Origin of the sequence: Tardiphaga sp. 20_F10_N6_6 (assembly GCF_052076045.1) — a bacterium.
GTDB lineage: Bacteria > Pseudomonadota > Alphaproteobacteria > Rhizobiales > Xanthobacteraceae > Tardiphaga > Tardiphaga robiniae.
In genome coordinates this window covers 1,420,917-1,445,742 of record NZ_CP197239.1, presented here as the reverse complement: position 1 = coordinate 1,445,742, position 24,826 = coordinate 1,420,917, and the positions used below count along the sequence as shown (strand labels likewise).

Sequence of the window (24,826 nt, the reverse complement as noted above, 5' to 3'; positions counted from 1 at the left end):
GGCTGGGTCATTGATTTTGCAGGCCCAAAGGCTCACAAAAAGCCCCCATGAATCGCCTGAACCATCGCCCAAACGTCCAGTTCCCACCCGTGAGATCGCATTCGCATGTCTGAGCAGATGCCGCGCGACCTTGGGTCGAGAGACCCCACGTCGCGGGACCATGCCATGTCGGTTGCGGCGATCTCGTCCGGACGCATCGAATCCGACGAAAACATCTGGACCCGGCGCCTGGTCTTGTTCCTGCGCGTGATGGCCGTCGTCTCGATGATGCAGGGCCTCTATCACTGGGCGCAGGTCACCGGCTTTGTCGGCACCGAGGATGACGCCTTCGAGGTCCAGACCATGGGCTGGCAGACCGCCACGGTCTATTTCGCCGTCATCGAGCTGGTCAGCGCCGTCGGCCTCTGGCTCGCGACACCGTGGGGCGCCGTCGTCTGGCTGACGACCGTGGTGTCCATGGCGGTTATCGAGCTGATGTTTCCGACCATCTATGGCGGCAATCTCCTGATCGTCGGCATCCAGGCTGCGTTTCTCGCAGGCTACCTTGCGCTGGCATGGATGGCGGCGCGCGAGCGGCCGCCATAGGCTCAGGACGTCAAGCAGAGGCCTCGCAGAAGGCCCTGCATTCAGGGAGGTTATGTTGAACCAGCTTTATTCCGGCGGCACCGCCGGCAGCCTCATCGTCAGCGCCATTGCCCGCTACGGCGACCAGCCCGCGCTCGCGGACGGCCGTGTCCGCTGGAGCTACCGCGAATTCGGCGACGTGGTCGCGCGCTTCATCAGCCTGTTCCGCAGCCTCGGCCTCAAGAAGGGCGATGCGCTGTCCATTCTTTCCGGCAACCGCGCCGAGAGCTGGGCCGCGATATCAGCCGCCGCCGTGATGGGCCTGCGCTACACGCCGCTGCATCCGATGGCCGCCGAAGACGACCACGCCTTCATTCTCGAGGACGCCGAGATTTCCGCGCTGATCGTGGAGGCCGGCAAGTTCGCCGCGCGCGGCCTCGCGCTGCGCAGCCGCGTGCCGGGCCTGAAACATCTGCTGTCCTTCGCGCTCGATGGCGCGCGCGATCTGCTGGCCGAACTGCCCAATGCGACGCCGGCGCCGCTGGTGGACGAGAGCAGCACCGGCGATATCTGCTGGCTGGCTTATACCGGCGGCACCACGGGTCGTTCCAAGGGCGTGATGCTGCCGCATCGCGTGCTGGTGGCGATGTCGCTCGCGATCTATGCGGACTGGGACTGGCCGGCCGATATCCGCTATCTCGCCGCGACGCCGATCAGCCACGCCGCCGGCATCACGCTGTTTCCGGTGATGCTGCGCGGCGGTTTCGCACGGCTGGTGCAGGGTTTCGATGCGGAAACCTATTGCCGCGTGGTGCATGAGGAGAAGATTACCGCGACCTTCCTGGTGCCGACGCTGATCTATGCGCTGATCGACGCGCCGGAGCTGCGCGCCAAATACGACATGTCGTCATTGCAGATGATCGTCTACGGCGCGGCGCCGATGTCGCCGGACCGGCTGCGCGAGGGCGTAGGCATCTTCGGCAATGTGTTCGTGCAGCTCTACGGCCAGACCGAAGCGCCGCAGATCATCACCACCATGCGCAAGATCGATCACGACGACAGCAAGCCGGGCCGTCTCGGCTCCTGCGGCCGCGCCAATCCGATGGTCGAGGTCAAACTGTTCGATGCCGAGATGCGCGAAGTGGCGACAGGGGAGCCCGGCGAGATCTGCGTGCGCGGCTCGCTGGTGATGGATGGTTACTGGAAACGGCCGGATGCCACCGAAGACGCGTTTCGAGGTGGCTGGCTGCACACCGGCGATGTCGCGGTGAAGGACAGCGACGGCTTCTTCTATATCGTCGACCGCACCAAGGACATGATCATCTCGGGCGGCTTCAACATCTATCCGCGTGAAGTCGAGGATGCCCTGATGGCGCATCATGCGGTGGCGTCCGCTGCGGTCATCGGAATTCCCGATGCGAAGTGGGGCGAGGCGGTGAAGGCCTTCGTGGTGCTGAAAGCCGGCGCGAATAATTCCGTGGAGGAACTTCAGGCGCATGTGAAAGACAAGCGCGGCGCGCCGTGGTCGCCGAAGACCATCGATTTCGTCAGTGAGATCCCCGTGACGGGGCTCGGCAAGATCGATCGCAAGGCATTGCGCGCGCCCTATTGGGACGGGCGAACGCGCGGAGTTGCGTAAAATTGTCGAATTAATTTTCGGGGCGTTGGCGGTAAGACTTCGGTCACCCTAACGCCCCGGTTACGAACCTTACGCGAGTGTTTCGAATTTTACGGAAGCTGTTCCGCTATGCGACAGATCGGGCGGACAAAGCTGGAACATGGGCTCTGCAGCGTGAATCAAACCTTGCGAAAACCCCTTGTTTCACCGGCTTAATCTCAGATTCACTGTCTCAAATTCATGATCTCTTTATTGTCTTATTTAAGCGGTTCTTCAAACGCTCCCCCTTAAGTTGGCCCTATCAGACGGGACACAAGTTTCGTCGAATAAGTCGATAAAAACGACAACAGGGGTAGTGTCATGATGAAGACCGTTGCGACGGTGGAAAGCGTCGATCTCGTTCCGGGCCAGGCGCCGGTTCAGCCGCTTTATCTGGAAGCCTTGACGTTGGTGGAGCGTCTGCATCGCCGTCTGCTCGACGTCATCAAGGATGAATTCGATCGCCGCGGCCGCGCTGATATCAATTCGGTCCAGGCACTGCTGCTCTACAATATCGGCGACAAGGAATTGACCGCCGGCGAGCTGCGCACCCGTGGTTACTATCTCGGCTCCAACGTGTCCTATAACCTGAAGAAGCTCGTCGAACTCGGCTTCCTCGATCATCAGCGCTCGCGCGTCGATCGTCGTTCGGTTCGCATCCGTCTGACGGCGCAGGGCCAGGAAATCCGCCACATCGTCGACGCGCTGTATCAGAAGCACGTCAAGACGGTCGAGCAGGTCGGTGGCATCTCCAACGAGGAATTCGCGACCCTCAACAAGTCGCTGCACCGCCTCGAGCGCTTCTGGACCGACCAGATCCTGTATCGTCTCTGAGACTTTCGACCTCCAAGTCGCCGAACCACTGCCGACGGATTGCCCTCCGAAAGCACATCGAAATGCGCGCAAGACGCATGCGACACTGAAATTGATCAAGGCGCCCTCGCAGGGCGCCTTTTTCTTTGGCGTTACGCGCATCCCACGCTTGCTGAACGAAAACACCTCCAAGACAGACACAGAGATATTGGAGATGATTTCATGAAGCGCTTGTTGATCTTTCTGCTCCTCTTTCCTGCCGTTGCGACTGTCGCGTTCTACGCAGTGACGTACGTCCTGACGGGCGCAGCGGTGGATAGCGGTACAGGGCCGGTGTTCATGTATCTCGTCTTTATTGTGCCGGGGCTCCTGGTCGCTTTGCTCGACTGGCTGATTGCCAGGACGTCCATGCCTGCGGTCATGACGACGACACTTCTTGCCTACGGGCTGTCAGTGTTGGCGATGGCCTTGCTTCTCGGCTCCAGCAAGCAACTCGTGGCACTCGGTCTGATCGGCGCAATTCCAGCCGCCGTGTGTTCGTGGCTGTCAAATAAACCAACGGAAAGCGTGAAGGCGGCGTGAGCGATTCGTCACTCGTGCCAAGCAGGAGTGGAATTGCCGCCGACCAACTTGAATTTTAAGTCTCAGAAATTGCAATCGTGCTGCCCAACACGTAAGCTTGCTGTAGGCAAGTTGGAGCAAACTCTCTGAGAGAGCAGTGGCGACACCAAAGGATTATCTCGCTAACGCCGAACGGCTCGTCTCCGATGCCGCCTATTTGCACGCGCAGGATAGGGCGCGTTCCGCTGCCACATTGATAGTAGTTGCGCTTGAGCAAATGGGCGAATTTGTCGAAGTTCTGACAAAAGTCTCGTATCCCGATGCAGAGGTGCATATGGGCATCTTTGGCGGCAAGACGAATGCACATGCAAAGCGTCAGGATGCCCTTGCTGGCCATATAATGAACTACGCATTCGGCTCATTCTTCGTCCGAACGATGGCAAAGCGCTACGCGGATGAATTCCCGAGCAATAGCACAGAAGACATCGCATCTTGGATTGCGCGTACGCAACCTCATAGCCTGAGCGATGAAGAGCAAAAGGATCAGAGGTCCTGTCCCGATATAGCGGCGGCTCATTTATTGCTGCACTTTGTGCGGTCTAATATCCTTAGAGACTTGAGAGAATACGGCCTTTACGAAAACAACAGCCGAGCCTTTTCTGACGACGAAATAAAGCAGACGATAAGCTTGGCTTTTAAAGTTCGCGCCATGTTGGAAAGGTCGTGGGTCACACCCGAACCGTTTAAATTGGTCGGCGTGAATATGCCAGAAGGCCTAAAATTCGATCTGTCCGGCAATCGTCTTGCGTGACTATTGCTTGGCTAAGCTCTCGATTCGCCTAGATCGCTCAGTAGCAGTCTCACAACTTTCTTCCATGTCGATGGAACCGGTTCCATTCTCGCGGCTTATCGCTTCGTCAGAAGGGATCAAGTCATGCTGGTCGAACGCGGTCTGAAAGTGATGAATGTCGAGGCGGTGGGCGACGCCTATGCCATCGCTGCGAACTACCTGCGCAAGTCCGGCGCGATCCCCGATACTTATCTCACCAACGATCGCCTGCTCGAAATCATCGTCCGGATGTTTCATCGCGGCGAAGACAACAAGCTTCGCCTTGCGAACAGAGCGATCGCGCAATTCCAGGCTGCACGGGCTGAAGCCGCGTAGCCGGTTTTCTGATGTCCAACGGGGAAAATGACGACATGCAGATTGCCATCGACCGCATCATGCACACCTATGACCTGATGATGAGCCGCACGCAGGCTGCATCCGACGAAGCCCGCACCAAGGTGACCGACTATGTGCAGTCGCTGTTCGACGGTGGCGAGAAGGATCCGCACCGGCTGACGGTGTTCGGCTTGACCTATTTGCGTGAGCTCGATGGCAGCAACGATCCGGTGAAGGCCGGGTTTACCGGCCTTTGAGGGAGTAGGGCGCAATAGCGCTGCGTTTAAGCGCTGGCGCCCTGTCCAGGGCTTCATCAGATTCAAATTTCAAACAGCTACTACCCTTCAGACATGCGTCATCACCCCTGTTATTTGCAGCGCGGGGGCGCCGTCGTCTCCTGCATTCCCGGCCCCCTGTGAGAGGGCGTGCGGAACGCCGGGTGCCCGTTGCACCCTTGGGCCTGATGCGATGCGGTCTTCCGCAGGGTTAGAGTGCATCAGGACTTTCGGAGGCGCCGAGCAAGTGCCCGACGTTCCGCATGCGGTGTTTTTTCGGTTGCTTGCACTTTGCCTCGACGAACGCTCCGATCGCGAATTAAAGTCCCAAGGCGATGGGAAGGGAGCCTCAAGCGACTGGGCCGAACGCGTTTCGAATTGGTCGTCCGTCACACTGTCCAGGATTCTTTCCATCTCAAGGCCAGCCGTCTCCTTGCCAGTGGCAGTGCTGGCGCAGATCCGTCCTGCCCGAAGACAGACGTCACCCGTGAACCGCGCGACGCCGCATCTCCGGCGTCCACCGCATCCCACCCCGCGAACGTGACGATCGCGATCGCCCCTCTCGGTGGGGCAGGACGGAGGAGAATATAATCAAGTTAGGGATGCAGTCAATGGGGAATAGGAAAAAATGTTTGGGTGCTGTCTTGCCGCCCCACACTGTCATTCCCCGGCGAACCAATTGGTTTGCCTGAGGGCGGCTGCGCGCCTTCGCGCAGGCGAACCCGGAATCTCAGCATGGGAGTCTCCTATCGTGCCAAACACTTCGAGATTCCCAGCCGCTCCAATTGGAGTGGCTGGGGTTCGCACTACGCGGCTGCGCCGCTTCGTGCGCCCCGGAATGACAAGTGTGGCGTCCGGCAAGCCCTAGTCGCGCGCCGGAATGACGAGCGGGACGCGATGCGCTCATCGCATATGTGCTCATCGAAGCACTGTCGTCGCGGTTCTGCCACTCGAACTATCGCTCGACAAGATGCGCGCGCGAGACCGCAGGTTCAAACCGATCGGCGAAATACTGCGTTTCGTTGGCCACCCGTCCGTCGCGGAACTCCATGATGCTTACCGCGTAGGATGGTATACCGTCATAGGTCAGGATGAATTCGGTGACCCATAATTCGCCGCTGCCGATAATCCGCCGAACCGTAAAACGTTTCTCATTTGGCTGGACAAGTCGGCTCATCTGAATGTTGTGCCGACCGCGGATGCGTTCCCCCGATTGGGGATAATAAAGCATCGCATCCTCATGGTAGATGTCATGTTCGATATTGAAATCGTTCGCGTCCGATGCAGTCCAATGACGCTCCAGGGCGGCCCGTACATCGTCCATCTCAACCTCCTGCGATAGGCCTCAGGTTGGCGGCTTGGCTTGGTGCAGAGGGGAAGGAGAGCCGAACCTCTCCACAACGACAGACAGTCGCCTTACCGGCAAACTAGCATGGAAAAGCTCGTGAAGATTTTCTTGTTCGCTGTTTCCGCGCGATAATCCTCGAAGACTTCTCTCACGCCGACGGTCTACAGATCGGGCCGGGGACAACACAAGGACACGCCCATGCTTACGCTTCATCATCTCAACGACTCCCGCTCGCAGCGGATCATCTGGCTGCTGGAAGAGCTCGGCGCGCCCTACGATCTGACAACCTATCAGCGCGATGCGCAGACGCGGCTGGCGCCGCCGGAGCTCGAGGCGGTGCATCCGCTCGGCAAGTCGCCTGTCATCGTCGACGGCGATGTGACCATCGCGGAATCCGCAGCCGTCGTCGACTACGTCATCCGCCGCTACGGCAAGGGCGCGATGCGGCCGGCGGAGGGCACTCCGGAGCATGAGGCCTATCTCGAATGGCTGCATTATGCCGAGGGCTCGGCGATGTTGCCGCTGATGCTCAATCTCTACGTGTCTCGCCTGAAGGAGGCCGGTGCGCCGTTGCGGCCGCGGATCGACAGCGAGATGGCCCGGCATCTCGGTCATGCCAACCGGGCGCTGCAGGGCCGCGCGTTCTTTGTCGGCGACAGCCTGACCGGCGCGGATATCCAGATGAGTTTCGTCGCCGAGGTTGCCGGCAGCTTCGACCGGCTCAAGGCCTATCCCGATCTGGCCGCCTGGATCGGCCGGATGCATGCCCGCCCGGCGTTCCAGCGCAGCGTGGAGAAGGGCGGGGTATACCGGCTGGCGAAATAGGGACGGAGCACTTCGGACGTTGACCGATGATTATAATGTAGCTACATTATAGTCATGAAAATCCTCTGGGACGAGCCGAAGCGTCTCGCCAACCTAGACAAGCACGGGTTGGATTTCGCCGATCTCGATGAGGCCTTTTTCGAAAGCGCTCTGGTTCTGCCGTCACAGGTGAAAGCCAAGCGTTGGATTGGCATCGGCCGGAATATCCGCGGCGTCATTGTGGTGGTGTTCGTGGTTCTCGGAAAGGAGGCCTTGAGCGTGATTAGCATGCGTCCCGCCAGTAAGAATGAGAGGAGGCTCTACAATGACCGTTAAAAAGCGGGGTTATAGCGCCAAAGATATGCGAGAGGTCAGCGACACCCCGGAATTGACGAAGGACGACTTTGCCAAGGCTAAGCCCTTTGCTGAAGCCTTGCCGGATCTGGCCAAATCGATCCGCAAGGGGCGTGGTCCCAACAAGGCGCCCACCAAAACGCTCGTGTCGCTGCGGCTCAGTCCGGACGTCCTGACCCATTTCAAGTCTAAGGGGCCGGGCTGGCAATCGAAGATCGACGAGGTCCTGCGTAAGGCGGCGGGCGTCAAGCGATAGGGGCGGAATCGCCGTTTACTTCGGGCGGTAGGCAATCGGCATGTGCAATCGCCGCATTTGCCGCTGCTGCCTAAATATCGCGCCCTGAAGCGCAAAACCTTGGCCCCGCCAGCCAGATATGGTATTCGGGGCACCGTTTCCTGATCGCCACTCGTGACCGTCCGCACGCCGAAAGAAGGCCGCGGCGGTGGAGATATTGCCCTATGACCACTTCGGCCAAAACCGGCTCCGCGCCCGACTCGTTCTTCTCCGCCACGCTTGCTCAGGCCGATCCCGAGATTGCCGAGGCGATCAAGGGTGAACTCGGTCGCCAGCGTCACGAGATCGAGCTGATCGCGTCGGAAAACATCGTCAGCCGCGCCGTGATGGAGGCGCAGGGCTCGGTGATGACCAACAAATATGCCGAGGGTTATCCGGGCGCGCGCTATTATGGCGGCTGCGAATTCGTCGATATCGCTGAGAACCTCGCCATCGAACGCGCCAAGAAGCTGTTTGGCGCCCAGTTCGCCAATGTGCAGCCAAACTCCGGCAGCCAGATGAACCAGGCGGTGTTCCTGGCGCTGCTGCAGCCGGGCGATACCTTCATGGGTCTCGACCTCGCAGCCGGCGGCCATCTCACCCACGGCTCGCCCGTCAACATGTCCGGCAAGTGGTTCAAGCCGGTGCACTACACCGTGCGCAAGGACGACCAGATCCTCGACATGGATGCGATCGCCAAGCAGGCCGAGGAGGTGAAGCCGAAACTGATCATCGCCGGCGGCTCGGCCTATTCGCGCTCGTGGGACTTCAAGCGCTTCCGCGAGATCGCCGACAGCGTCGGCGCGTATCTGCTCGTCGACATGGCCCACTTTGCGGGCCTCGTTGCCGGCGGCGTCCATGCCTCGCCGGTGCCGCATGCCCATGTCACGACGACGACCACGCACAAGTCGCTGCGCGGCCCGCGCGGCGGCCTGATCCTCACCAATGACGAGGCGCTGCACAAGAAGCTGAACTCGGCGATCTTCCCGGGCCTGCAGGGCGGCCCGCTGATGCATGTCATCGCGGCGAAAGCCGTGGCCTTCAAGGAAGCGCTGCAGCCGGACTTCAAGGTCTATGCCAAGAACGTTGTCGAGAATGCCAAGGCGCTGGCCGAAACGCTGCGCGCGCAGGGCTACGACATTGTCTCGGGCGGCACCGATAACCACCTGATGCTCGTCGACCTCCGGCCGAAGGGCCTGAAGGGCAACGTCTCGGAGAAGGCACTGGTCCGCGCCGGCATCACCTGCAACAAGAACGGCGTGCCGTTCGATCCGGAAAAGCCGTGGATCACCTCGGGCATCCGTCTCGGCACGCCCGCCGCCACCACGCGCGGTTTCGGCATTGCCGAATTCAAGGCAACCGGCGAGATGATTGCCGAAGTGCTGAGCGCGGTGGCGCAGTCCGGCGACGGCAGTGCGCCGCTGGTCGAAGCGGCCGTGAAGGAGAAGGTCAAGGCGCTGACGGATCGTTTCCCGATCTATCAGTAAGGCCTGCTACGAGGCGGAGACCTGCGCGGTCAGAAGGTCGCGCAGGAACGAGTGTCTGGAAGGTTCTTTGGAATGCGCTGTCCGAACTGCAATAGCCTCGATACGCAGGTGAAGGACTCGCGTCCCGCGGAAGATTCCGCCGTGATCCGCAGGCGGCGCGTATGCGTCACCTGCAACTTCCGCTTCACCACCTTCGAGCGCGTGCAACTGCGCGAGCTCACGGTGATCAAGCGCAATGGCCGCCGCGTCCCGTTCGACCGCGACAAGCTGGTGCGTTCGCTGTCGATCAGTCTGCGCAAGCGCCCGGTCGATCCGGAGCGGGTGGAGACCATGGTCTCGGCCATCGTGCGCGAGCTGGAAAGCGGCGGCGAGGCGGAGATTTCGTCGGAGACCATCGGCGAGATCGTGATGGAGCATCTGCGCGGGCTCGATGACGTCGCCTATGTGCGCTTCGCCTCGGTCTATCGCAATTTTCGCGAGGCCAAGGACTTCGAGGCCGTGCTCGGCGAATTGCATGCCGATGACGACGGCCGGCCGGTGGTGGTCCGAAAATGATCTTCCGGATCCTGGAAGATCAATACGCTCAAAAATCTGCCGACGCGAAAGCAACCGACCTGCGCTTCATGCAGCTGGCGCTGACGCTCGGCCGGCGCGGGCAGGGCCGGACATGGCCCAATCCCGCGGTCGGCGCGGTCATCGTGAAGGACGGTGTTATTATTGGCCGCGGCTGGACGCAGCCCGGCGGCCGTCCCCATGCCGAGCCTGTCGCACTTGCGCAGGCCGGCGAGGCCACACGCGGTGCCACGCTCTATGTGACGCTGGAGCCATGCTCGCATTTCGGCAAGTCGCCGCCTTGCGCGGATGCGATCGTCGCTGCGGGCATCGCGCGCGTCGTCGCGGCGATTGAAGATCCCAATCCGGACGTGGCGGGCCAAGGTCATGCGCGGCTGCGTGCGGCGGGCATCAGGGTCGATGTCGGGCTCTGCGCCGAACAGGCCGCGCGCGATCACGCCGGGCATTTTCGGCGTATCCGCGACAAGCGCCCGCATGTCGTGTTGAAGCTCGCGGTGTCGCCGGACGACAAGATCGCGGCAGCCGGTCACAAGCCGGTCGCCGTCACCGGCGAGATGGTGCGGTCGCGCGTGCATCTCTTGCGGGCGCAATGCGATGCGGTGCTGGTCGGCATGGGCACCGTCATCGCTGACGATCCCGAACTGACCTGTCGCTTGCCGGGCATGATGAAGCGCTCGCCGGTGCGCGTGGTGCTCGACCGTGCGCTGCGCATGTCCGGTAATACCCGACTGGTGCATTCGGCGCGTACGACGCCGCTGTGGGTGATGACCTCCAGCCTGTCGGAAGCCCCCGCCGCGATGGCGCTGGGCGCTGCCGGCACGCAGGTGCTGCGCGTGCCGACCACGACCGCGCCGCCGCCGGGGCTGGATTTGCTCGCCGTGCTGCATAGCTTGTCGGAGAAGGGCATTACGAAGCTGCTGGTGGAAGGCGGATCGAAAGTCGCGGCGTCTTTCGTGACGGCGGGGCTGGTCGACGAGGTCTGGCTGTTTCGCGGGCCGAAGGAGATCGGCGAGGGTGGCATCGCCGCGCTGGATGCATTGCCGCTATCGGCGATCACCGGGTCGCCGGACTTCGTGCAGCGTGCTAGCGAGACGATCGAAAACGACACTCTGACCATCTACGAAAGAAGCTAATGTTCACCGGCATTGTCACCGACATCGGCGAGATCGAGAGCCTTACGCAAGTGGCGCAGGGCCAGCTCCACCGGCTGCGCATTCTCTGCGACTACGACCAGACCACCATCGCCGACGGCGCCTCGATCGCCTGCAACGGCGTCTGCCTCACAGTGGTCGGCTCCGGCGTGGCCAATGGCAAAACCTGGTTCGACGTTGACGCTGCCGCCGAGACGCTGGGCATGACCACGGCAAAGCACTGGAAGCTGGGCACCAGGCTCAATCTCGAGCGCGCGCTGAAGATCGGCGACGAGCTTGGCGGCCATATCGTCGCCGGCCATGCCGATGGCATCGCCACCATCGTATCGCGCGAGAGCCTGCCGGACATGGCGCGGATCACCTTCCGCACCACGCGCGAACTGGCGCGTTTCATCGCCACCAAGGGCTCCATCACGCTGGATGGCGTGTCGCTGACGGTGAATACCGTCGATGACGTGCAGTTCGCCGTGCTGATCATTCCGCACACGCTGAGCGTCACCACGCTGGGCAAGGCGTGGGAAGCAGGCGCCGAGGTCAATATCGAGGTCGATCTGATGGCCCGCTATGCGGCGCGGCTCAGCGAAATGCCTGTTTAAGGTTCCGACCTCTCGGCCGTCATGGCCGGGCTTGTCCCGGCCATCCACGTCTTCGTGCCCGGCCAAGACGTGGATACCCGGCATGCGCCGGGCATGACGGCGCTAAATTGCCAAGTATTGCCCTTGGCTTCACTGCCCGCGACGACTACAAACACGCGTTGTTGACAATCTTCATTCTTGGAGATGTTCAACGTTTTTAACAGGTTGAGATATGGCAGACGCGCGACGCGCTCATTTGCAGGACCAGACCGACATCACGGGCGCGCGCGTCCTGATCGTCGAGGCGCGGTTCTATGACGACATTCAGGATGCACTGCTGGAAGGCGCGATCGTCGAGCTGAAGGCAGCCGGCGTCACCCATGACGTGTTGACGGTGCCGGGCGCGCTGGAAATTCCCTCGACCATCGCGATTGCAGTCGATGCTGCCGCGAAAAGCGGCAAGCCTTATGAAGCGGCAATTGCGCTGGGTTGTGTCGTGCGCGGCGAGACGTTCCATTTCGAGATCGTCTCGATGGAGTCGTCGCGCGGGCTGATGGATTTGTCCGTCGATCTGCGGCTGCCCCTCGGCAACGGGATCATCACGGTGGATACCGACGAGCAGGCCTGGGCGCGCGCGCGCGCCGGTGAATTGAACAAGGGCGGCGATGCGGCCCGTGCGGCACTGTCCGTGCTGCGCATCAAGCGCCGTCTGGCGAAGGCCTGAGCCGATGTCTGAGAAGAAAATGGCTGACAAGAAAGCGGACTTCAAGAAGCCGATCCCCAAAGGCGACCGCAAGGCCAACCGCCGCGGTGCCGCGCGCCTCGCGGCCGTGCAGGCGCTCTATCAGATGGATGTGGGCGGCTCCGGCATCAACGACGTGTTCGCCGAGTTCGAGAGCTTCTGGCTCGGCAGCGAGATCGAGGGTGACCAGTATCTCCCGGCCGAAGAGGCGTTCTTCCGCGACATCGTGTCCGGCGTGGTGCGCGACCAGAACAAGCTCGATCCGCTGATCGACGACGCGCTCTCCAGAGGCTGGCCGCTGCAGCGGATCGAGGCGATCCTGCGCGCGGTGATGCGCGCCGGCGCCTATGAGCTGGAACATCGCAAGGACATTCCCGGCCGTGTCGTGGTGTCGGAATATGTCGACGTTGCGCATGCCTTCGTCGAAGGCGACGAGACCGGCATGGTCAATGCGGTGCTCGACCAGATCGCCCGGCAGTTTCGCGCGGAAGAGTTTTCGCGCGCAGGACACTGACCATGTCAGCCGGGTCCAACGCATCCGGCGAAGACACCCTGATCGCGCGCTACTTCAAGCCGCTCGCGACTGATCCCGGTGCGTTCGGCCTGACCGACGACGCCGCGGTGCTCAAGGCCGACGGCGAGGATATCGTCGTCAACACCGATGCCATCGTCGAAGGCGTGCACTTTCTCCCTGACGATCCCCCGGACACCATCGCGCGCAAGGCGCTGCGGGTGAACCTCTCCGACCTCGCCGCCAAGGGTGCCACGCCGGCAGGCTTCGTGCTGACGCTGGCGCTGCGGACACATGATGAGGCGTGGCTGGCGGAGTTCGCGCGCGGTCTCGGCGAAGACATCGCAATATTCGGCTGTGCGTTGCTCGGCGGCGATACGGTCTCGACGCCGGGGCCGCTGATGGTCTCAGTCACCGCCTTCGGACGCGTTCCGGTGGGCAAGATGGTCCGCCGCCACGGCGCGGCGGTGGGGGACCGCGTGGTCGTGAGTGGCATGATCGGTGATGCCGCGCTTGGCCTTGCGGCGCTGAAAGGCGGCGCGGTCGCGGCGGCGCTGACTGGCGACAGCAACGCGCGTGACGCGCTCGTGGCACGCTATCGCGTGCCGCAGCCACGCAACGCGCTGGCATTTGCGGTGCGCGATTTCGCGACGGCGTCGATGGATGTCTCCGACGGATTGGCCGGCGATCTCGCCAAGCTCTGTGCGGTGTCGGGCATCTCTGCCGTCATCGATGCATCGGCTATTCCGCTGTCGGATCCGGCGGCAGCACTGCTGGATCGCGGTGTGATCGGTCTCGAAACGGTCGTTGCCGGCGGCGACGACTACGAAGTCCTCTGCACCATCCCAGAGAATCGCACGACCGGTTTCGTGCAGGCCGCGCACCAGGCGGGCGTGCGGGTCGCGGTCATCGGGACAATTGTTGCAGGTGCGTCATCGCCCCGCTTCGTCGACCAGGCGGGCAGGGACATCGTGTTGAAGCGCCTGTCCTACAGCCACTTCTAGGAACAGCTCTGGAAGTAATCTCCGTGTCGTCCCCGCCTAGCACGCCGAAGGCGTGCGCGGGGCGGGGCCCCATACACTCTTGAGAGCTGTTCAACGCAGGACGGAGAGGCCTTCCTTTTAATTGAGCGGCCTGAGGTTATGGATCCCCGCCTCCGCGGGGATGACACCCGAAAGGCCAACGTTCCTCTTCCCCCTACATCCCCTCCAAAAATCCTGCATTAGCCCATTGGCAGCGTTGCACGGCGATACCGATTTTGCCATGCTCATCAAACGAGAGGCCGTCCTCACGTGCTGGGCAGGCCTCCTTTTTATGCGCCAACTAACAAGGCGCCGGGCAGGAAGGACTGAGGCAGATTCCATGACAGCATTGTGGGTGATCGTGCTCTGCGGGGCACTGTCGATCGTTTACGCGATCTGGGCGACGAGTTCTGTGTTGAAGGCCGATGCGGGTAACGCACGGATGCAGGAAATTGCAGAGGCCGTGCGAGAGGGCGCACAGGCCTATCTGAAGCGACAATATCTCACCATCGGCATCGTCGGCGTCGTGATCTTCGCGCTGCTGGCTTACTTCCTCGGCATGCTCGTGGCCTTCGGCTTCCTGATCGGCGCCGTGCTGTCGGGCGCAGCCGGCTTCATCGGCATGAACGTGTCGGTGCGTGCCAATGTCCGCACCGCGCAGGCGGCGACGATCTCGCTGGCCGGCGGCCTCGAACTCGCCTTCAAGGCCGGTGCCATCACCGGCATGCTGGTGGCGGGTCTGGCGTTGCTCGGCGTCACCATCTACTTCGCCTATCTCACGCACGCCCTCGGCCTCGCTGCCAACAGCCGCACCGTGATCGATGCGCTGGTGGCGCTCGGCTTCGGCGCGTCGCTGATCTCGATCTTCGCCCGTCTCGGCGGCGGCATCTTCACCAAGGGCGCTGACGTCGGCGGCGATCTCGTCGGCAAGGTCGAAGCCGGGATTCCCGAAGACGATCCGCGCAATCCGGCAACGATCGCCGACAATGTGGGCGACAATGTCGGCGACTGCGCCGGCATGGCCGCCGACTTGTTCGAGACCTATGCGGTGACCGCGGTCGCCACCATGGTTCTGGCGGCGATCTTCTTCGCGAGCTCGCCATTGCTGGTCAACATGATGACGCTGCCGCTCGCCATTGGCGGCATCTGCATCCTGACCTCGATTGCCGGCACGTTCTTCGTCAAGCTCGGTGCCAGCCAGTCGATCATGGGCGCGCTGTATAAGGGCCTGATCGCCACCGGCGTGTTGTCACTGTTTGGCGTTGCCGCCGTGATCTACTGGCTGATCGGTTTCGGTCCGCTGGCCGGCGTGAAGTATACGGGTCTGGCGCTGTTCCAATGCGGCGTCGCCGGCCTCGTTGTCACGGCGCTGATCATCGTGATCACCGAATACTACACCGGCACCGACTATCGTCCGGTGAAGTCCATCGCGCAGTCGTCGGTCACCGGTCACGGCACCAATGTGATCCAGGGTCTCGCGATCTCGATGGAGTCGACAGCGGGTCCTGCGATCGTCATCATCGCCGGCATTCTCGTCACCTACAGCCTCGCGGGCCTGTTCGGTATCGCGATTGCCACCACGACGATGCTGGCGCTGGCCGGCATGATCGTGGCGCTCGACGCCTTCGGTCCAGTCACCGACAATGCCGGCGGCATTGCCGAAATGGCCGGATTGCCGAAGGAAGTCCGCAAGGCCACCGACGCGCTCGACGCGGTCGGCAACACCACCAAGGCGGTCACTAAGGGCTATGCCATCGGCTCGGCAGGCCTCGGCGCACTGGTGCTGTTCGCGGCTTACAATGAAGACCTCAAATTCTTCATCGCCAATGCCGCGAAGTATCCGTACTTCAAGGATGTGCTGCCGGACTTCTCGCTGAACAATCCCTATGTGGTGGTCGGTCTGCTGTTCGGCGGTCTGCTGCCATACCTGTTCGGTGCGATGGGCATGACGGCGGTGGGCCGTGCAGCCAGCGCCATCGTCGAGGAAGTGCGTCGTCAGTTCCGCGAGAAGCCGGGCATCATGCAGGGCACCGACAAGCCGGATTACGGCCGCGCGGTGGATCTGCTGACCAAGGCCGCGATCAAGGAAATGATCATCCCGTCGCTGCTTCCGGTGCTGTCGCCCATCGTGGTGTACTTCATCATCTACGCCATTGCCGGCGGCGGCGCAGTCGGCAAGTCGGCGGCATTCTCCGCGGTCGGCGCGATGCTGCTTGGCGTGATCGTCACGGGTCTCTTTGTGGCGATCTCGATGACCTCGGGCGGCGGCGCCTGGGACAATGCCAAGAAGTATATCGAGGACGGTCATTTCGGCGGCAAGGGCTCCGACGCTCATAAAGCTGCGGTGACCGGCGACACCGTCGGCGATCCCTACAAGGACACGGCAGGCCCCGCGGTGAACCCGATGATCAAGATCACCAACATCGTGGCGCTCCTGTTGTTGGCGATTCTCGCGCACTAGACGGCGGCAACGGCCAATGTAAAAGTCTCGCGGTGAAAGCCGCGGGACTTTCTTTTTTGGTCATTTTGAAAGACGAAAACGATGCGTGGAATTGGCGTTGCTTTATTCGCGGTGTTTGCTTTTTCAACGCCTGTTCTCGCCGCCGCAGAAAAATGCCCCATCAGTGATGCAGCCGAAGCGAAGGCCGGCGGCCTCCACCAGGCCATTGAGGCCGCGATGAAGGCCGAGTTCAGCTGCGAAGGCGCATATCGGATCATGGAACTCTGCCAGCTCGGTTCGTCCGGCGATAATGCGTTCTCGACCATTGTGCTGTCGAAATGCGAACCACGGTTCTTGCCGAAGGCGCTGCCCGCGACCAAGGCGGCCTATGAGAAGGCGCGTGCGAAATGCGATAAGATCGCAGAGAAGAACGAGGGCTCGATGTATCAGAGTCAGGCAGCTGTTTGTATCGCGCGATCCGGGCGGGATTTCGCGCGGAAATACGGGACGAAGAGCTAGGGGTCCTGTCGGCCACGGCGCGTTAGCGTAGACGACACAGAAAAGCCCCGCGATGTGATCGCGGGGCTTTTTGTTGAGTTGGTCGGGCTTACGCCGCCTTGCTCTGCTTGCCGTCCTGGATGGCGCGCCAGATGCGCTCGGAGGTCAACGGCATGTCGATATGCGTGACGCCGTAGTCGCTGAGTGCATCGACCACCGCATTGACGATGGTGCAGAGTGAGCCGGCGCAGCCGGCTTCGCCGCAGCCTTTGGTGCCCAGCGGGTTGGTCGTCGCCGGCGAGGGATGATCGCCGACCAGCATCAGCGGAATGTCGCCGGCGCGGGGCATCGCATAGTCCATGAAGGAGCCGGTGATCGGCTGGCCCGACGCGTCATAGCTGACTTTCTCCATCAGCGCCTGGCCGATGCCCTGGGCCACGCCGCCATGCAACTGGCCGGCGACGATCATCGGATTGACGATGGTGCCGAAGTCGTTGACCGCCGCGTAATTGACGATGGTCAGCACGCCGGTGTCGGGATCGATCTCGACTTCGGCGACGTGACAGCCGTTCGGGAATGTCGAGGGCACGTCCGATGAGGTGTGGTCGACGTCGAGCGAGGAGGGTACGCCGTCCGGCATCTTGCCCTCGCGCACACGCTGCGACAGTTCCATGATGTCGATGGAGCGGTCAGTGCCGGCGATGGTGAAGCGGCCGGCCTTGAACTCGATATCGGCTTCGGACGCTTCCATCAGATGTGCGGCGGCAGCCTTGCCCTTGGCAATGACGAGATCCGACGCCTCGACGATGGCCTGGCCCGAGGCGGTAATCGAACGCGAGCCGCCAGTGCCATTGCCCATGCGCACGAGGTCGCTGTCGTTCTGCTCCAGGCGAATAGCGTCGAACGGCACGCCGAGCTGCGCCGACAGCACCTGTGCGAAAGGCGTAGCGTGGCCCTGGCCATAATCCAGTGTGCCGGTGGTTAGCGTCACGGTGCCGTCTTCGCCGAAGGTCAGTTTGCCGAGTTCGCCTGAGGGGGGAGCGGTGACTTCGAGATAGGAGCCCACCGCAATGCCGCGCAGCTTGCCATTCTTGCGGCTGTCCTTCTTGCGTTTGGCGAAGCCGGCGTGATCGGAAATTGCCAGCGCCTTTTCGAACACGCCCTGGAAATCGCCGCTGTCATAGGTGACGCCGGAGGCGGCCGCGAAGGGCAACTGCGACGGCTTGATGAAGTTGCGCTTGCGCAGCGTGAAGCGATCGATGCCCATCTCGTCGGCGGCGCGATCGATCAGGCGCTCCATGAAGTAGTTGGCCTCGGGGCGCCCGGCGCCGCGATAGGCGCCCATCAGCGTGGTGTTGGTGAGCACGCATTTGATGTCCACCGACAGCAGCGGCGTCTTGTAGACGCTGGCGAGATTCTTGCCGGTGTTGAGCGACAACGGGCTCGGCGACACGCCGGTGATATAGGCGCCGAGATTACCGTAGCCTTTCAGGCGCACCGCGAGGAACTTGCCGTCCTTGTCGAGGGCGAGTTCGGCATGGATATCCTGGGCGCGGCCCTGGCTGTCGGACAGGAAGCTGGAGGAGCGCTCGTCGAGCCACTTCACCGGCTTGTCCAGTTCCTTCGCCGCATGCAGCAGGCAGATGTATTCGGGATAGCTGATGTTCTTCATGCCGAACGATCCGCCGACATTGCCGGTGAGGATGCGGACCTTGTCGGGCGCGACGTTGAGCTGCTTGGCCAGCGTATTGCGGTTGCCAGCGACGCCCTGGGTCGGCACCTGGATCACGTAGCGGCCGCCGGATTTTTCGTAAGTGGCGAGCGCGCAGCGTGGCTCCATCGACCCCACGGCGACGCGGGTGTTCTCGATGTCGAGCTTGGTGACATGGGCGGCAGAGGCGAATGCCGCCTCGACGGCGGCGGTGTCGCCATAGTGATAGTCGAGTGCGACATTGTTCGGGATGTGGTCGTAGAGAACAGGCGCGCCGGGCTTCGTTGCGGCCTCGCAATCGGTGACGGCGGGCAGGGCGTCGATATCGAGGACGACGGCTTCGGCGGCGTCGCGCGCCTGCGCGACTGTTTCAGCCACCACGAAGGCGACGGGGTCGCCGACATAGCGCACCTTGTCGGTCATCAAAGCATGGCGATTGGTCTGGAACAGCGGGGTGCCGTCCTGGCTCTTCAGCGGCAGACCGCAGGTGAAGGGGCCATAATTGGCGGCTTCGAGATCCCGGCCGGTCCAGATGCCGCGGACACCCGGCATCGCCTTGGCAGCCTCGGTATCGATGCCGCGGATCACGCCATGGGCATGGGGACTGCGGACGATCCAGGCATAGAGCTGGCCGGGCAGGTTGACGTCGTCGGTATATTTGCCCTTGCCGCGGACGAGGGTGTCGTCCTCCTTGCGGCGGACAGGCTGGCCGACCCCGTATTTCTGCATGGCGATGGCATTGTCGACGGGCGAGCCGGTAAAATCTTGCATGATGAATCCATCAAATGTGGATGATTCCAGGATTTGGCGCGGGGGCGCGCCCCTGTAAGTCCCTGAGATAAGGCAGCGTGACCTGTACGACAACGGACGATTGGGCATGGGGGTGCGCCAAGGTTGCGCTGATCCTGTGCCCTGCTAAACTTTCCGTGAAAGATATTTCCAAGAAGGTTTCCACGCCGGCCGGAACGGTCGCGGAAAGACAGATTGAATGGATGATGACACGCGGCTTCGCGGCGGCCATGGGCCGGGCGAGGGTGTGCAGGGATTGGTTGCGGTATTGGCCGACGGCGGGCGCGAAGCCGCATGCGCCAACACCTATGCCGCGCTCGATCTCGGAACCAATAATTGCCGTCTCCTGATCGCCTGTCCCACGGGCGACAGTTTTCGCGTGGTCGATTCGTTTTCACGGATCATCCGGCTGGGCGAGGGCGTCTCGACATCCGGCGTGATCAGCGACGCCGCGATTGCCCGTGCGATTTCGGCGCTCAGCATCTGTCGTGACAAGATCCGCGCACGGGACGCACAGCGGCTGCGGCTGATCGCAACCGAGGCCTGCCGCGCGGCCTCGAATTCGGACGCGTTTCTCGACCAGGTGGCGCGCGAAACCGGCATCACGCTGGAGATCATCGATCGCGAGACCGAAGCGGCGCTGGCTGTGATTGGCTGCTCGCCGCTGATCGATCCGCAGGGCCGCGGCGCCATCCTGTTCGATATCGGCGGCGGCTCGTCGGAACTGGTGCGCATCGAGCGTGATCCCACCGATCCCTTGGGCAAGCCGTTGATCAAGGCGTGGATGTCGATCCCGCTCGGCGTGGTGACGCTGGCCGAGAAATTCGGCGGCAAGCACGTCACCCGCGAGAGCTACACGCAGATGATTGCGGAGGTCGCCCGGCACGTGGCGCCGTTCGCCGCCGAACATGCCGGCGATCTCGACGGCATGCATATGCTGGGCACCTCGGGCACAGTAACCACGCTGGCCGGCGTCTATCAGGGGCTGGCGCGCTACGATCGCCGCCGCATCGACGGCATCTGGCTCAGCAATGCCGAGCTCGACGAGACCATCTCCAGGCTGCTCGACATGACCTATGCGGAACGCGCCGCCAACCAGTGTATCGGCCCCGACCGTGCCGATCTGGTGCTGTGTGGCTGTGCCATTCTGGACGCCATCCGCAACGCGTTCCCCCTGCCGCGGCTGCGTGTGGCGGATCGGGGGCTGCGCGAGGGCATGCTGGTGGAAATGATGCGCGAGGATGGCGCGATCCGCGCGTCCTGAGCCTGATTTTCCCGATTCAGAGCGAATATTCGGGTTTCCCGCCATGCCGTGCTAAGGGAAACGCGAATAGCTGAAAGCAAGCACGAGACCATGGCCAAAGACACCACCGGACGCCTGCGGATCCAGGTCAAGAGCGCCGGCAGAATGAAACTGTCGTCGAAGCTCTGGCTCGACCGCCAGCTCAATGACCCCTATGTGCAGCAGGCCAAGAAGGACGGCCTGCGGTCGCGCGCGGCCTACAAGATCATCGAAATCGACGATAAGTACCGCTTCTTGAAGCCCGGCCTGTCCGTGGTCGATCTCGGCGCTGCGCCTGGCGGCTGGAGCCAGATCGCGGCGCGGCGCGTCGGCTCGGCCGAGGGCAAGGGGCAAGTGGTGGCCATCGATCTCCTGGAAATGCCGGAGATCGTCGGCGTGACCTTCGCCCAGATGGACTTTCTCGACAATGATGCGCCCGACAGATTGAAGGCGATGATGGGCGGTCTCGCCGACGTGGTGATGTCCGACATGGCGGCCAACACCACCGGCCATCGCAAGACCGATCAGCTGCGCATCGTTGGCCTCGTCGAGGATGCTGCGGCCTTCGCCGCTGACGTGCTCAAGCCCGGCGGCACCTTCGTCGCCAAGGTGTTCCAGAGCGGCGCCGACGCCACGCTGATGACCCAGCTGAAGCGCGACTTCGCGACGGTGAAACATGTGAAGCCAGCCGCCAGCCGCAAGGACTCGTCGGAGCGCTACGTGCTGGCCATGGGTTTTCGCGGCGTGGCAGGTGATCACCGGCTCGGTGAGCACGACAACTAGGTCGTGAGCGCATAGGCGACTCTAAGTCCGATTTGGTAGAGCGCTCGATCTCACTTGTGTGATGGCAACACCGGAGATGGCGAGCAGCGCCCCGACAATCAACGTTGGAGTGATATGCTCGTCAAGGAACAGCACGCTTGAAATCAGGGCAAAGACCGGAAGAAGCAAACCGAATGGCGCCACGCGGCCCATGGTGCAGCGAGCGATGAGCCAGAACCAAAGGCTAAATCCAACAATTCCTCCGATGAAAACGGTGTAGGCGAGCGCGAGCCAACCACGTTCATCCGCCGTGACGAGGGACGTCAATTGTCCATCTTCAAGGACAAACGACATCAGCATCACCCGTGGCACCGTGAAGAGAGAGGACCAGCCCGTCAACATCAAGGGGTCGAAGGGTCCGTGCCGCTTCGTTAAGACGTTGGCGACCGCGAAGGCGAGTGCTGCCCCGACCACCAGCAGAATCGGAATAGCGTTCGCAGACACACCAGGCCCCGCTGCAAGCACGACCACGCCGAGAAATGCCAGCAACACCCCACTAGACGTTACGAGAGACGGTCTCTCCGCGAGCAGCGGCCAAGCCAACAGGATGGTGAAGGGCGTGGCGAGTTGATATGCGACGGCCGAAACACTTCCGGAGCCGAGCGCGAGGCCGACATAGAAGAGGCCGAAGTTCAGCCCACCAAGAAAGACCGAGATCGCGGCGACAGGGCTGAGTTCCTGACGTGCAGGCTTTTTGACGAACGGAACGAGCAGCAATGCCATAGCCAGAAAGCGCAGGCCAAGGAAGAAAAGCGGCGGAAATTCCACAATGCCCACCTTGATGACCACGAACTGATAACCCCAAAGCAAGGGTACCATCACCGCGCAGACAATCTGGATGAGCGACATGACACTTTCCATTCAAGACTGTTCGGTCCAGATATAGGTGCGCTCAACCAGCCACGCCTTGACGCGTTACCTGATGAAGCGTTCGAGAAGAGCGTCAACGGTGGCTTGCGATGTGCTTCGTGTCGGACGTGTTTTACCTACGACACGCAGCCCCTCGACGAAGCAGACCAGCAGTCGCGCCGCGCTTGCGGGCTCGACACCATGAGCCAACTCGCCTGCGGCCTTCGCGCGCGACAGCGCATTGGCTACTTTGGTCTCCATAGCTTTGAAAAAGCCGCCGATGCGGCGATCGACTTCCGGGTCGCGGCCACCCAACTCCATGGCTGTCGCGACCAGCAGGCATCCGCGGCGACCATTGGCGCCACTCGTCCGATCGACGTAACCAGCAAGGTAGGCCCGTAGGCCAGCGACTGGCGCGCCACGCGGGTCGAGTTCGATGTCGATTCGTAGCAGGGCGTCGGCAATGTAGCGATCGAGCGCACGCAGGAAGAGTCCGCGCTTGTCACCGAAGGCGGCGTAGAGACTGCCACGCGAGAGGTTCGTCGCTTGAAGAAGGTCCGGAAGCGCCGTGGCATGATAGCCGCGCGACCAGAACACGTTCATGGCGCGCTCGATGGCAGCTTCCGTGTCGAAACCTCGGGGGCGGCCGCGCGGCAACCGCACAGGGGAATGATGTTCCATTGGTGATATATGGACCGATTGGTCATTAATTGCAAATGACAGCTTAAGGTGATGGGAGGGGGAGTTTGTGACAGGGCGCGCTTTGAGCGATCTGTCGGCTCTCGTCATCTTGCGGTCGGATGATTTACTTCGCGCTCTCGCATTTCGGCGACAGCATCGGCACGTTCGGCCATGACCAGTTTCGCCAGGATCCATCGCGCTCGACGCAGGCTGGCGGTGTTTTAGCGGCATCCGGATCGGTCTGCTCTTTGGCATCCTGCGCGGTCACCTGCTCAATGGGCGCGGGCTTCGGCGGAAATCGCCTGTTCACATATTCGAACGACATGACGCCGGCGATGATCGTGAGGACGATCGTGGCGAGACCTATGGCCCATTGCGAGCGCGTCACAACTCACCCCAGCTTCTGATCCCTTGCATCTGCGGTGCCTTCGCTGGCCGCTTTGACAGCGGCTTTTGCCTCGCCCTTGCGGCTGGCGATATCGATCACTTTGCGGCCGGAGATTTCGTGGCCGGCGTCGTCCGGCATCTGCCAGAAGAACCAGGCCGAGGCTGCCGAGATCACGGACACCACGAGGAAGGCCGGTGCAAAGTCGGCAGCCGACAATTCGGTCATGCCGCGCATCAGCATGGTGGATTCCACCGAGAATGCACCGATCGCGACGCCGGCGGAGATCGACAGCTGCTGGTTGACGCTGACCAGCGTGGTGGCGCGGCTCATCTGCGCCGTCTCGACTTCGGCATAGGCAACCGTATTGATCGCGGTGAATTCGAGCGAGCGGAAGAAGCCGCCGACCACCAGGATAATCAGGATCAGCATCAGCGGCGTGGTCACCGTGAACAGCGCACAGGCGGCGAGAAATACCGAACTCACCACGGCGTTGACGGTCATGACATTGCGGAAGCCGAAGGCGCGGATGATGCGCGCCGCCAATGTCTTCATCCCCATGGCGCCCACTGCCGAGCCGAAGGTCACCATGCCCGACTGGAACGGCGACAGGCCGAAGCCGACCTGCATCAATAGCGGCAGCAGGAACGGCAATGCGCCGATGCCGAGCCGGAACAGGAAGCCGCCGATGATGGCGGCGCGCAAGGTCACCAGCCGCATCAGCGAGAAGTCCAGCACCGGGGACGCGGTGCGCCGGGCGTGGATCACGTAGAGGGTCATGGACACCGTGCCGATGCCGACCAGTGCGGCGACGATCGGCCATGGCAGCAGATTGAGGCCCGCGACCGAGAGGCCGAAGGCAATGCCGGCGAGCCCGACGCCGGCCAGCACCAGACCCAGCAGATCGAAGCGCTCCGGATCCTCCGAGCGGATCGGATCGATGAAGCGCAACGCAAGATAGATGCCGAGGCAGCCGATCGGGATATTGATCAGGAAGATCCAGTGCCACGAGAAGTAGGTGGTGATGAAACCGCCCAGCGGCGGTCCGATCACCGGGCCGATCAGCGCCGGCACCGTCATCCACGCCATGGCACTGACGAGCGCGCTTTTGTCGATGGAGCGCAGCAGCACGAGGCGTCCCACCGGCGTCATCATGGCGCCGCCGAGGCCCTGGATGATACGGGCGATGACGAAATGCGTGACCGATTGCGACAGCGCGCAGCCGATCGAGCCGATCATGAACACGCCAATGGCGATGGAGAACACGGCGCGTGCGCCGAACCGGTCGGCGGTCCAGCCGGATGCCGGAATGAATACCGCGAGCGAGAGCAGGTAGGAGGTGATCGCCAGCTTCAACGTCAGCGGACTGGTGCCGATATCGGCGGCGATGGCCGGCAGCGAGGTCGCGATCACCGTGGAGTCCATGTTTTCCATGAACAAGGCGGAGGCGACGATGAGCGGGATCAGGCGTTCTTTATTCATGAAATTATTGA

General features: G+C 62.2%; 28 protein-coding genes. 21 read left to right on the top strand and 7 right to left on the bottom strand.

Annotated features, from left to right (window positions below):
• Nucleotides 1-105 precede the first annotated feature (105 nt).
• The 7 genes from AB7813_RS06930 (at nucleotide 106) to AB7813_RS06900 (ending at nucleotide 5,017) form a co-directional block, all read left to right on the top strand.
• Complete coding sequence (locus tag AB7813_RS06930) at nucleotides 106-585, top strand: DUF6163 family protein (protein ID WP_175368516.1); 480 nt, start codon at nucleotides 106-108, stop codon at nucleotides 583-585.
• Nucleotides 586-640: 55 nt separating this feature from the next.
• The gene (locus tag AB7813_RS06925; RefSeq protein WP_441227963.1) at nucleotides 641-2,203 is read left to right on the top strand and encodes an AMP-binding protein; all 1,563 of its coding nucleotides are present in this window, start codon (nucleotides 641-643) and stop codon (nucleotides 2,201-2,203) included.
• A gap of 339 nt (nucleotides 2,204-2,542) precedes the next feature.
• Nucleotides 2,543-3,055, top strand: a complete 513-nt coding sequence (ldtR, locus tag AB7813_RS06920) for a transcriptional regulator LdtR (protein WP_068732529.1) — start codon at nucleotides 2,543-2,545, stop codon at nucleotides 3,053-3,055.
• 201 nt (nucleotides 3,056-3,256) lie between these two features.
• Nucleotides 3,257-3,616, top strand: a complete 360-nt coding sequence (locus AB7813_RS06915) for a hypothetical protein (RefSeq protein WP_439064128.1) — start codon at nucleotides 3,257-3,259, stop codon at nucleotides 3,614-3,616.
• Nucleotides 3,617-3,752: 136 nt separating this feature from the next.
• Nucleotides 3,753-4,406, top strand: a complete 654-nt coding sequence (locus AB7813_RS06910; RefSeq protein WP_439064127.1) for a hypothetical protein — start codon at nucleotides 3,753-3,755, stop codon at nucleotides 4,404-4,406.
• Between the two features lie 123 nt (nucleotides 4,407-4,529).
• Nucleotides 4,530-4,760: a hypothetical protein gene (locus tag AB7813_RS06905; RefSeq protein ID WP_089263849.1), complete on the top strand. Its 231-nt coding sequence runs from the start codon at nucleotides 4,530-4,532 to the stop codon at nucleotides 4,758-4,760.
• A gap of 35 nt (nucleotides 4,761-4,795) precedes the next feature.
• Nucleotides 4,796-5,017, top strand: coding sequence for a hypothetical protein (locus tag AB7813_RS06900; protein WP_068732570.1), 222 nt, complete (start codon nucleotides 4,796-4,798; stop codon nucleotides 5,015-5,017).
• 973 nt (nucleotides 5,018-5,990) lie between these two features.
• Here AB7813_RS06900 and AB7813_RS06895 read toward each other — a convergent pair.
• Nucleotides 5,991-6,359, bottom strand: coding sequence for a nuclear transport factor 2 family protein (locus AB7813_RS06895; protein WP_439064126.1), 369 nt, complete (start codon nucleotides 6,357-6,359; stop codon nucleotides 5,991-5,993).
• 222 nt (nucleotides 6,360-6,581) lie between these two features.
• Here AB7813_RS06895 and AB7813_RS06890 point away from each other — a divergent pair, with 222 nt between their 5' ends.
• The 11 genes from AB7813_RS06890 (at nucleotide 6,582) to AB7813_RS06840 (ending at nucleotide 16,337) form a co-directional block, all read left to right on the top strand.
• A complete protein-coding gene (locus AB7813_RS06890; protein WP_439064125.1) occupies nucleotides 6,582-7,208 on the top strand; it encodes a glutathione S-transferase family protein in 627 nt (208 codons plus the stop codon).
• Nucleotides 7,209-7,262: 54 nt separating this feature from the next.
• On the top strand, nucleotides 7,263-7,523 hold the full coding sequence (locus AB7813_RS06885; RefSeq protein ID WP_093761454.1) for a BrnT family toxin: 261 nt from the start codon (nucleotides 7,263-7,265) through the stop codon (nucleotides 7,521-7,523).
• Complete coding sequence (locus AB7813_RS06880) at nucleotides 7,513-7,797, top strand: BrnA antitoxin family protein (protein WP_120292169.1); 285 nt, start codon at nucleotides 7,513-7,515, stop codon at nucleotides 7,795-7,797. Before AB7813_RS06885 ends, AB7813_RS06880 begins: the two co-directional genes overlap by 11 nt.
• Nucleotides 7,798-8,000: 203 nt before the next feature.
• The gene (glyA, locus tag AB7813_RS06875; RefSeq protein WP_184517620.1) at nucleotides 8,001-9,302 is read left to right on the top strand and encodes a serine hydroxymethyltransferase; all 1,302 of its coding nucleotides are present in this window, start codon (nucleotides 8,001-8,003) and stop codon (nucleotides 9,300-9,302) included.
• A gap of 72 nt (nucleotides 9,303-9,374) precedes the next feature.
• Nucleotides 9,375-9,857 carry a transcriptional regulator NrdR gene (gene nrdR, locus AB7813_RS06870; RefSeq protein WP_068732542.1) on the top strand — a complete coding sequence of 161 codons (483 nt, stop codon included), beginning with the start codon at nucleotides 9,375-9,377 and terminating at the stop codon, nucleotides 9,855-9,857.
• A complete protein-coding gene (gene ribD / locus AB7813_RS06865) occupies nucleotides 9,854-11,008 on the top strand; it encodes a bifunctional diaminohydroxyphosphoribosylaminopyrimidine deaminase/5-amino-6-(5-phosphoribosylamino)uracil reductase RibD (RefSeq protein ID WP_439064124.1) in 1,155 nt (384 codons plus the stop codon). The genes nrdR and ribD overlap by 4 nt, the downstream gene beginning before the upstream one ends.
• Entirely contained in the window at nucleotides 11,008-11,622 is a 615-nt protein-coding gene (locus AB7813_RS06860) for a riboflavin synthase (protein ID WP_439064123.1), read from the top strand. The genes ribD and AB7813_RS06860 overlap by 1 nt, the downstream gene beginning before the upstream one ends.
• 211 nt (nucleotides 11,623-11,833) lie before the next feature.
• Nucleotides 11,834-12,325 carry a 6,7-dimethyl-8-ribityllumazine synthase gene (gene ribH / locus AB7813_RS06855; RefSeq protein WP_089263855.1) on the top strand — a complete coding sequence of 164 codons (492 nt, stop codon included), beginning with the start codon at nucleotides 11,834-11,836 and terminating at the stop codon, nucleotides 12,323-12,325.
• A 19-nt stretch (nucleotides 12,326-12,344) separates the two neighbouring features.
• A complete protein-coding gene (gene nusB, locus AB7813_RS06850; RefSeq protein ID WP_092144204.1) occupies nucleotides 12,345-12,857 on the top strand; it encodes a transcription antitermination factor NusB in 513 nt (170 codons plus the stop codon).
• Between the two features lie 2 nt (nucleotides 12,858-12,859).
• A complete protein-coding gene (gene thiL / locus AB7813_RS06845) occupies nucleotides 12,860-13,858 on the top strand; it encodes a thiamine-phosphate kinase (protein WP_439064122.1) in 999 nt (332 codons plus the stop codon).
• 358 nt (nucleotides 13,859-14,216) lie between these two features.
• Nucleotides 14,217-16,337, top strand: a complete 2,121-nt coding sequence (locus AB7813_RS06840; protein WP_439064121.1) for a sodium-translocating pyrophosphatase — start codon at nucleotides 14,217-14,219, stop codon at nucleotides 16,335-16,337.
• On the opposite strand, the gene AB7813_RS06835 is transcribed toward AB7813_RS06840, so the two are convergent.
• Nucleotides 16,334-16,594, bottom strand: a complete 261-nt coding sequence (locus AB7813_RS06835; protein ID WP_244558270.1) for a hypothetical protein — start codon at nucleotides 16,592-16,594, stop codon at nucleotides 16,334-16,336. The two genes, AB7813_RS06840 and AB7813_RS06835, sit on opposite strands and share 4 nt — an antisense overlap.
• On the opposite strand from AB7813_RS06835, the gene AB7813_RS06830 reads away from it, so the two are divergent.
• Entirely contained in the window at nucleotides 16,593-16,835 is a 243-nt protein-coding gene (locus AB7813_RS06830) for a hypothetical protein (RefSeq protein ID WP_439064120.1), read from the top strand. The genes AB7813_RS06835 and AB7813_RS06830 overlap by 2 nt on opposite strands.
• Before the next feature lie 88 nt (nucleotides 16,836-16,923).
• Here the strand turns inward: AB7813_RS06830 and AB7813_RS06825 are convergent, their stop codons facing one another.
• Entirely contained in the window at nucleotides 16,924-19,296 is a 2,373-nt protein-coding gene (locus AB7813_RS06825) for a xanthine dehydrogenase family protein molybdopterin-binding subunit (protein WP_441227962.1), read from the bottom strand.
• Between the two features lie 217 nt (nucleotides 19,297-19,513).
• On the opposite strand from AB7813_RS06825, the gene AB7813_RS06820 reads away from it, so the two are divergent.
• Both AB7813_RS06820 and AB7813_RS06815 read left to right on the top strand, forming a co-directional pair.
• The gene (locus AB7813_RS06820; protein ID WP_439064118.1) at nucleotides 19,514-20,578 is read left to right on the top strand and encodes a Ppx/GppA phosphatase family protein; all 1,065 of its coding nucleotides are present in this window, start codon (nucleotides 19,514-19,516) and stop codon (nucleotides 20,576-20,578) included.
• A gap of 90 nt (nucleotides 20,579-20,668) precedes the next feature.
• Entirely contained in the window at nucleotides 20,669-21,379 is a 711-nt protein-coding gene (locus tag AB7813_RS06815; RefSeq protein WP_068730972.1) for an RlmE family RNA methyltransferase, read from the top strand.
• 21 nt (nucleotides 21,380-21,400) lie between these two features.
• Here the strand turns inward: AB7813_RS06815 and AB7813_RS06810 are convergent, their stop codons facing one another.
• From AB7813_RS06810 to AB7813_RS06795, 4 genes are all read right to left on the bottom strand, one after another.
• Nucleotides 21,401-22,267, bottom strand: a complete 867-nt coding sequence (locus AB7813_RS06810) for a DMT family transporter (protein WP_439083318.1) — start codon at nucleotides 22,265-22,267, stop codon at nucleotides 21,401-21,403.
• Between the two features lie 66 nt (nucleotides 22,268-22,333).
• Nucleotides 22,334-22,870 (bottom strand): TetR/AcrR family transcriptional regulator, encoded by a 537-nt coding sequence (locus AB7813_RS06805; protein ID WP_231080403.1) that lies wholly within the window; start codon nucleotides 22,868-22,870, stop codon nucleotides 22,334-22,336.
• Nucleotides 22,871-23,072: 202 nt separating this feature from the next.
• On the bottom strand, nucleotides 23,073-23,336 hold the full coding sequence (locus tag AB7813_RS06800; RefSeq protein ID WP_231080404.1) for a hypothetical protein: 264 nt from the start codon (nucleotides 23,334-23,336) through the stop codon (nucleotides 23,073-23,075).
• A 3-nt stretch (nucleotides 23,337-23,339) separates the two neighbouring features.
• Nucleotides 23,340-24,815 (bottom strand): MFS transporter, encoded by a 1,476-nt coding sequence (locus AB7813_RS06795; protein ID WP_115029190.1) that lies wholly within the window; start codon nucleotides 24,813-24,815, stop codon nucleotides 23,340-23,342.
• Nucleotides 24,816-24,826: the final 11 nt, after the last annotated feature.

Coding starts and splice junctions, on each gene's coding strand:
- AB7813_RS06930 (WP_175368516.1), top strand. CDS start 106: ATGTCTGAGCAGATGCCGCGCGACCTTGGGTCGAGAGACCCCACGTCG.
- ldtR (WP_068732529.1), top strand. CDS start 2,543: ATGATGAAGACCGTTGCGACGGTGGAAAGCGTCGATCTCGTTCCGGGC.
- AB7813_RS06915 (WP_439064128.1), top strand. CDS start 3,257: ATGAAGCGCTTGTTGATCTTTCTGCTCCTCTTTCCTGCCGTTGCGACT.
- AB7813_RS06905 (WP_089263849.1), top strand. CDS start 4,530: ATGCTGGTCGAACGCGGTCTGAAAGTGATGAATGTCGAGGCGGTGGGC.
- AB7813_RS06900 (WP_068732570.1), top strand. CDS start 4,796: ATGCAGATTGCCATCGACCGCATCATGCACACCTATGACCTGATGATG.
- AB7813_RS06895 (WP_439064126.1), bottom strand. CDS start 6,359: ATGGACGATGTACGGGCCGCCCTGGAGCGTCATTGGACTGCATCGGAC.
- AB7813_RS06890 (WP_439064125.1), top strand. CDS start 6,582: ATGCTTACGCTTCATCATCTCAACGACTCCCGCTCGCAGCGGATCATC.
- AB7813_RS06885 (WP_093761454.1), top strand. CDS start 7,263: ATGAAAATCCTCTGGGACGAGCCGAAGCGTCTCGCCAACCTAGACAAG.
- AB7813_RS06880 (WP_120292169.1), top strand. CDS start 7,513: ATGACCGTTAAAAAGCGGGGTTATAGCGCCAAAGATATGCGAGAGGTC.
- glyA (WP_184517620.1), top strand. CDS start 8,001: ATGACCACTTCGGCCAAAACCGGCTCCGCGCCCGACTCGTTCTTCTCC.
- nrdR (WP_068732542.1), top strand. CDS start 9,375: ATGCGCTGTCCGAACTGCAATAGCCTCGATACGCAGGTGAAGGACTCG.
- ribD (WP_439064124.1), top strand. CDS start 9,854: ATGATCTTCCGGATCCTGGAAGATCAATACGCTCAAAAATCTGCCGAC.
- AB7813_RS06860 (WP_439064123.1), top strand. CDS start 11,008: ATGTTCACCGGCATTGTCACCGACATCGGCGAGATCGAGAGCCTTACG.
- ribH (WP_089263855.1), top strand. CDS start 11,834: ATGGCAGACGCGCGACGCGCTCATTTGCAGGACCAGACCGACATCACG.
- nusB (WP_092144204.1), top strand. CDS start 12,345: ATGGCTGACAAGAAAGCGGACTTCAAGAAGCCGATCCCCAAAGGCGAC.
- thiL (WP_439064122.1), top strand. CDS start 12,860: ATGTCAGCCGGGTCCAACGCATCCGGCGAAGACACCCTGATCGCGCGC.
- AB7813_RS06840 (WP_439064121.1), top strand. CDS start 14,217: ATGACAGCATTGTGGGTGATCGTGCTCTGCGGGGCACTGTCGATCGTT.
- AB7813_RS06830 (WP_439064120.1), top strand. CDS start 16,593: ATGGAACTCTGCCAGCTCGGTTCGTCCGGCGATAATGCGTTCTCGACC.
- AB7813_RS06835 (WP_244558270.1), bottom strand. CDS start 16,594: ATGATCCGATATGCGCCTTCGCAGCTGAACTCGGCCTTCATCGCGGCC.
- AB7813_RS06825 (WP_441227962.1), bottom strand. CDS start 19,296: ATGCAAGATTTTACCGGCTCGCCCGTCGACAATGCCATCGCCATGCAG.
- AB7813_RS06820 (WP_439064118.1), top strand. CDS start 19,514: ATGGATGATGACACGCGGCTTCGCGGCGGCCATGGGCCGGGCGAGGGT.
- AB7813_RS06815 (WP_068730972.1), top strand. CDS start 20,669: ATGGCCAAAGACACCACCGGACGCCTGCGGATCCAGGTCAAGAGCGCC.
- AB7813_RS06810 (WP_439083318.1), bottom strand. CDS start 22,267: ATGTCGCTCATCCAGATTGTCTGCGCGGTGATGGTACCCTTGCTTTGG.
- AB7813_RS06805 (WP_231080403.1), bottom strand. CDS start 22,870: ATGAACGTGTTCTGGTCGCGCGGCTATCATGCCACGGCGCTTCCGGAC.
- AB7813_RS06795 (WP_115029190.1), bottom strand. CDS start 24,815: ATGAATAAAGAACGCCTGATCCCGCTCATCGTCGCCTCCGCCTTGTTC.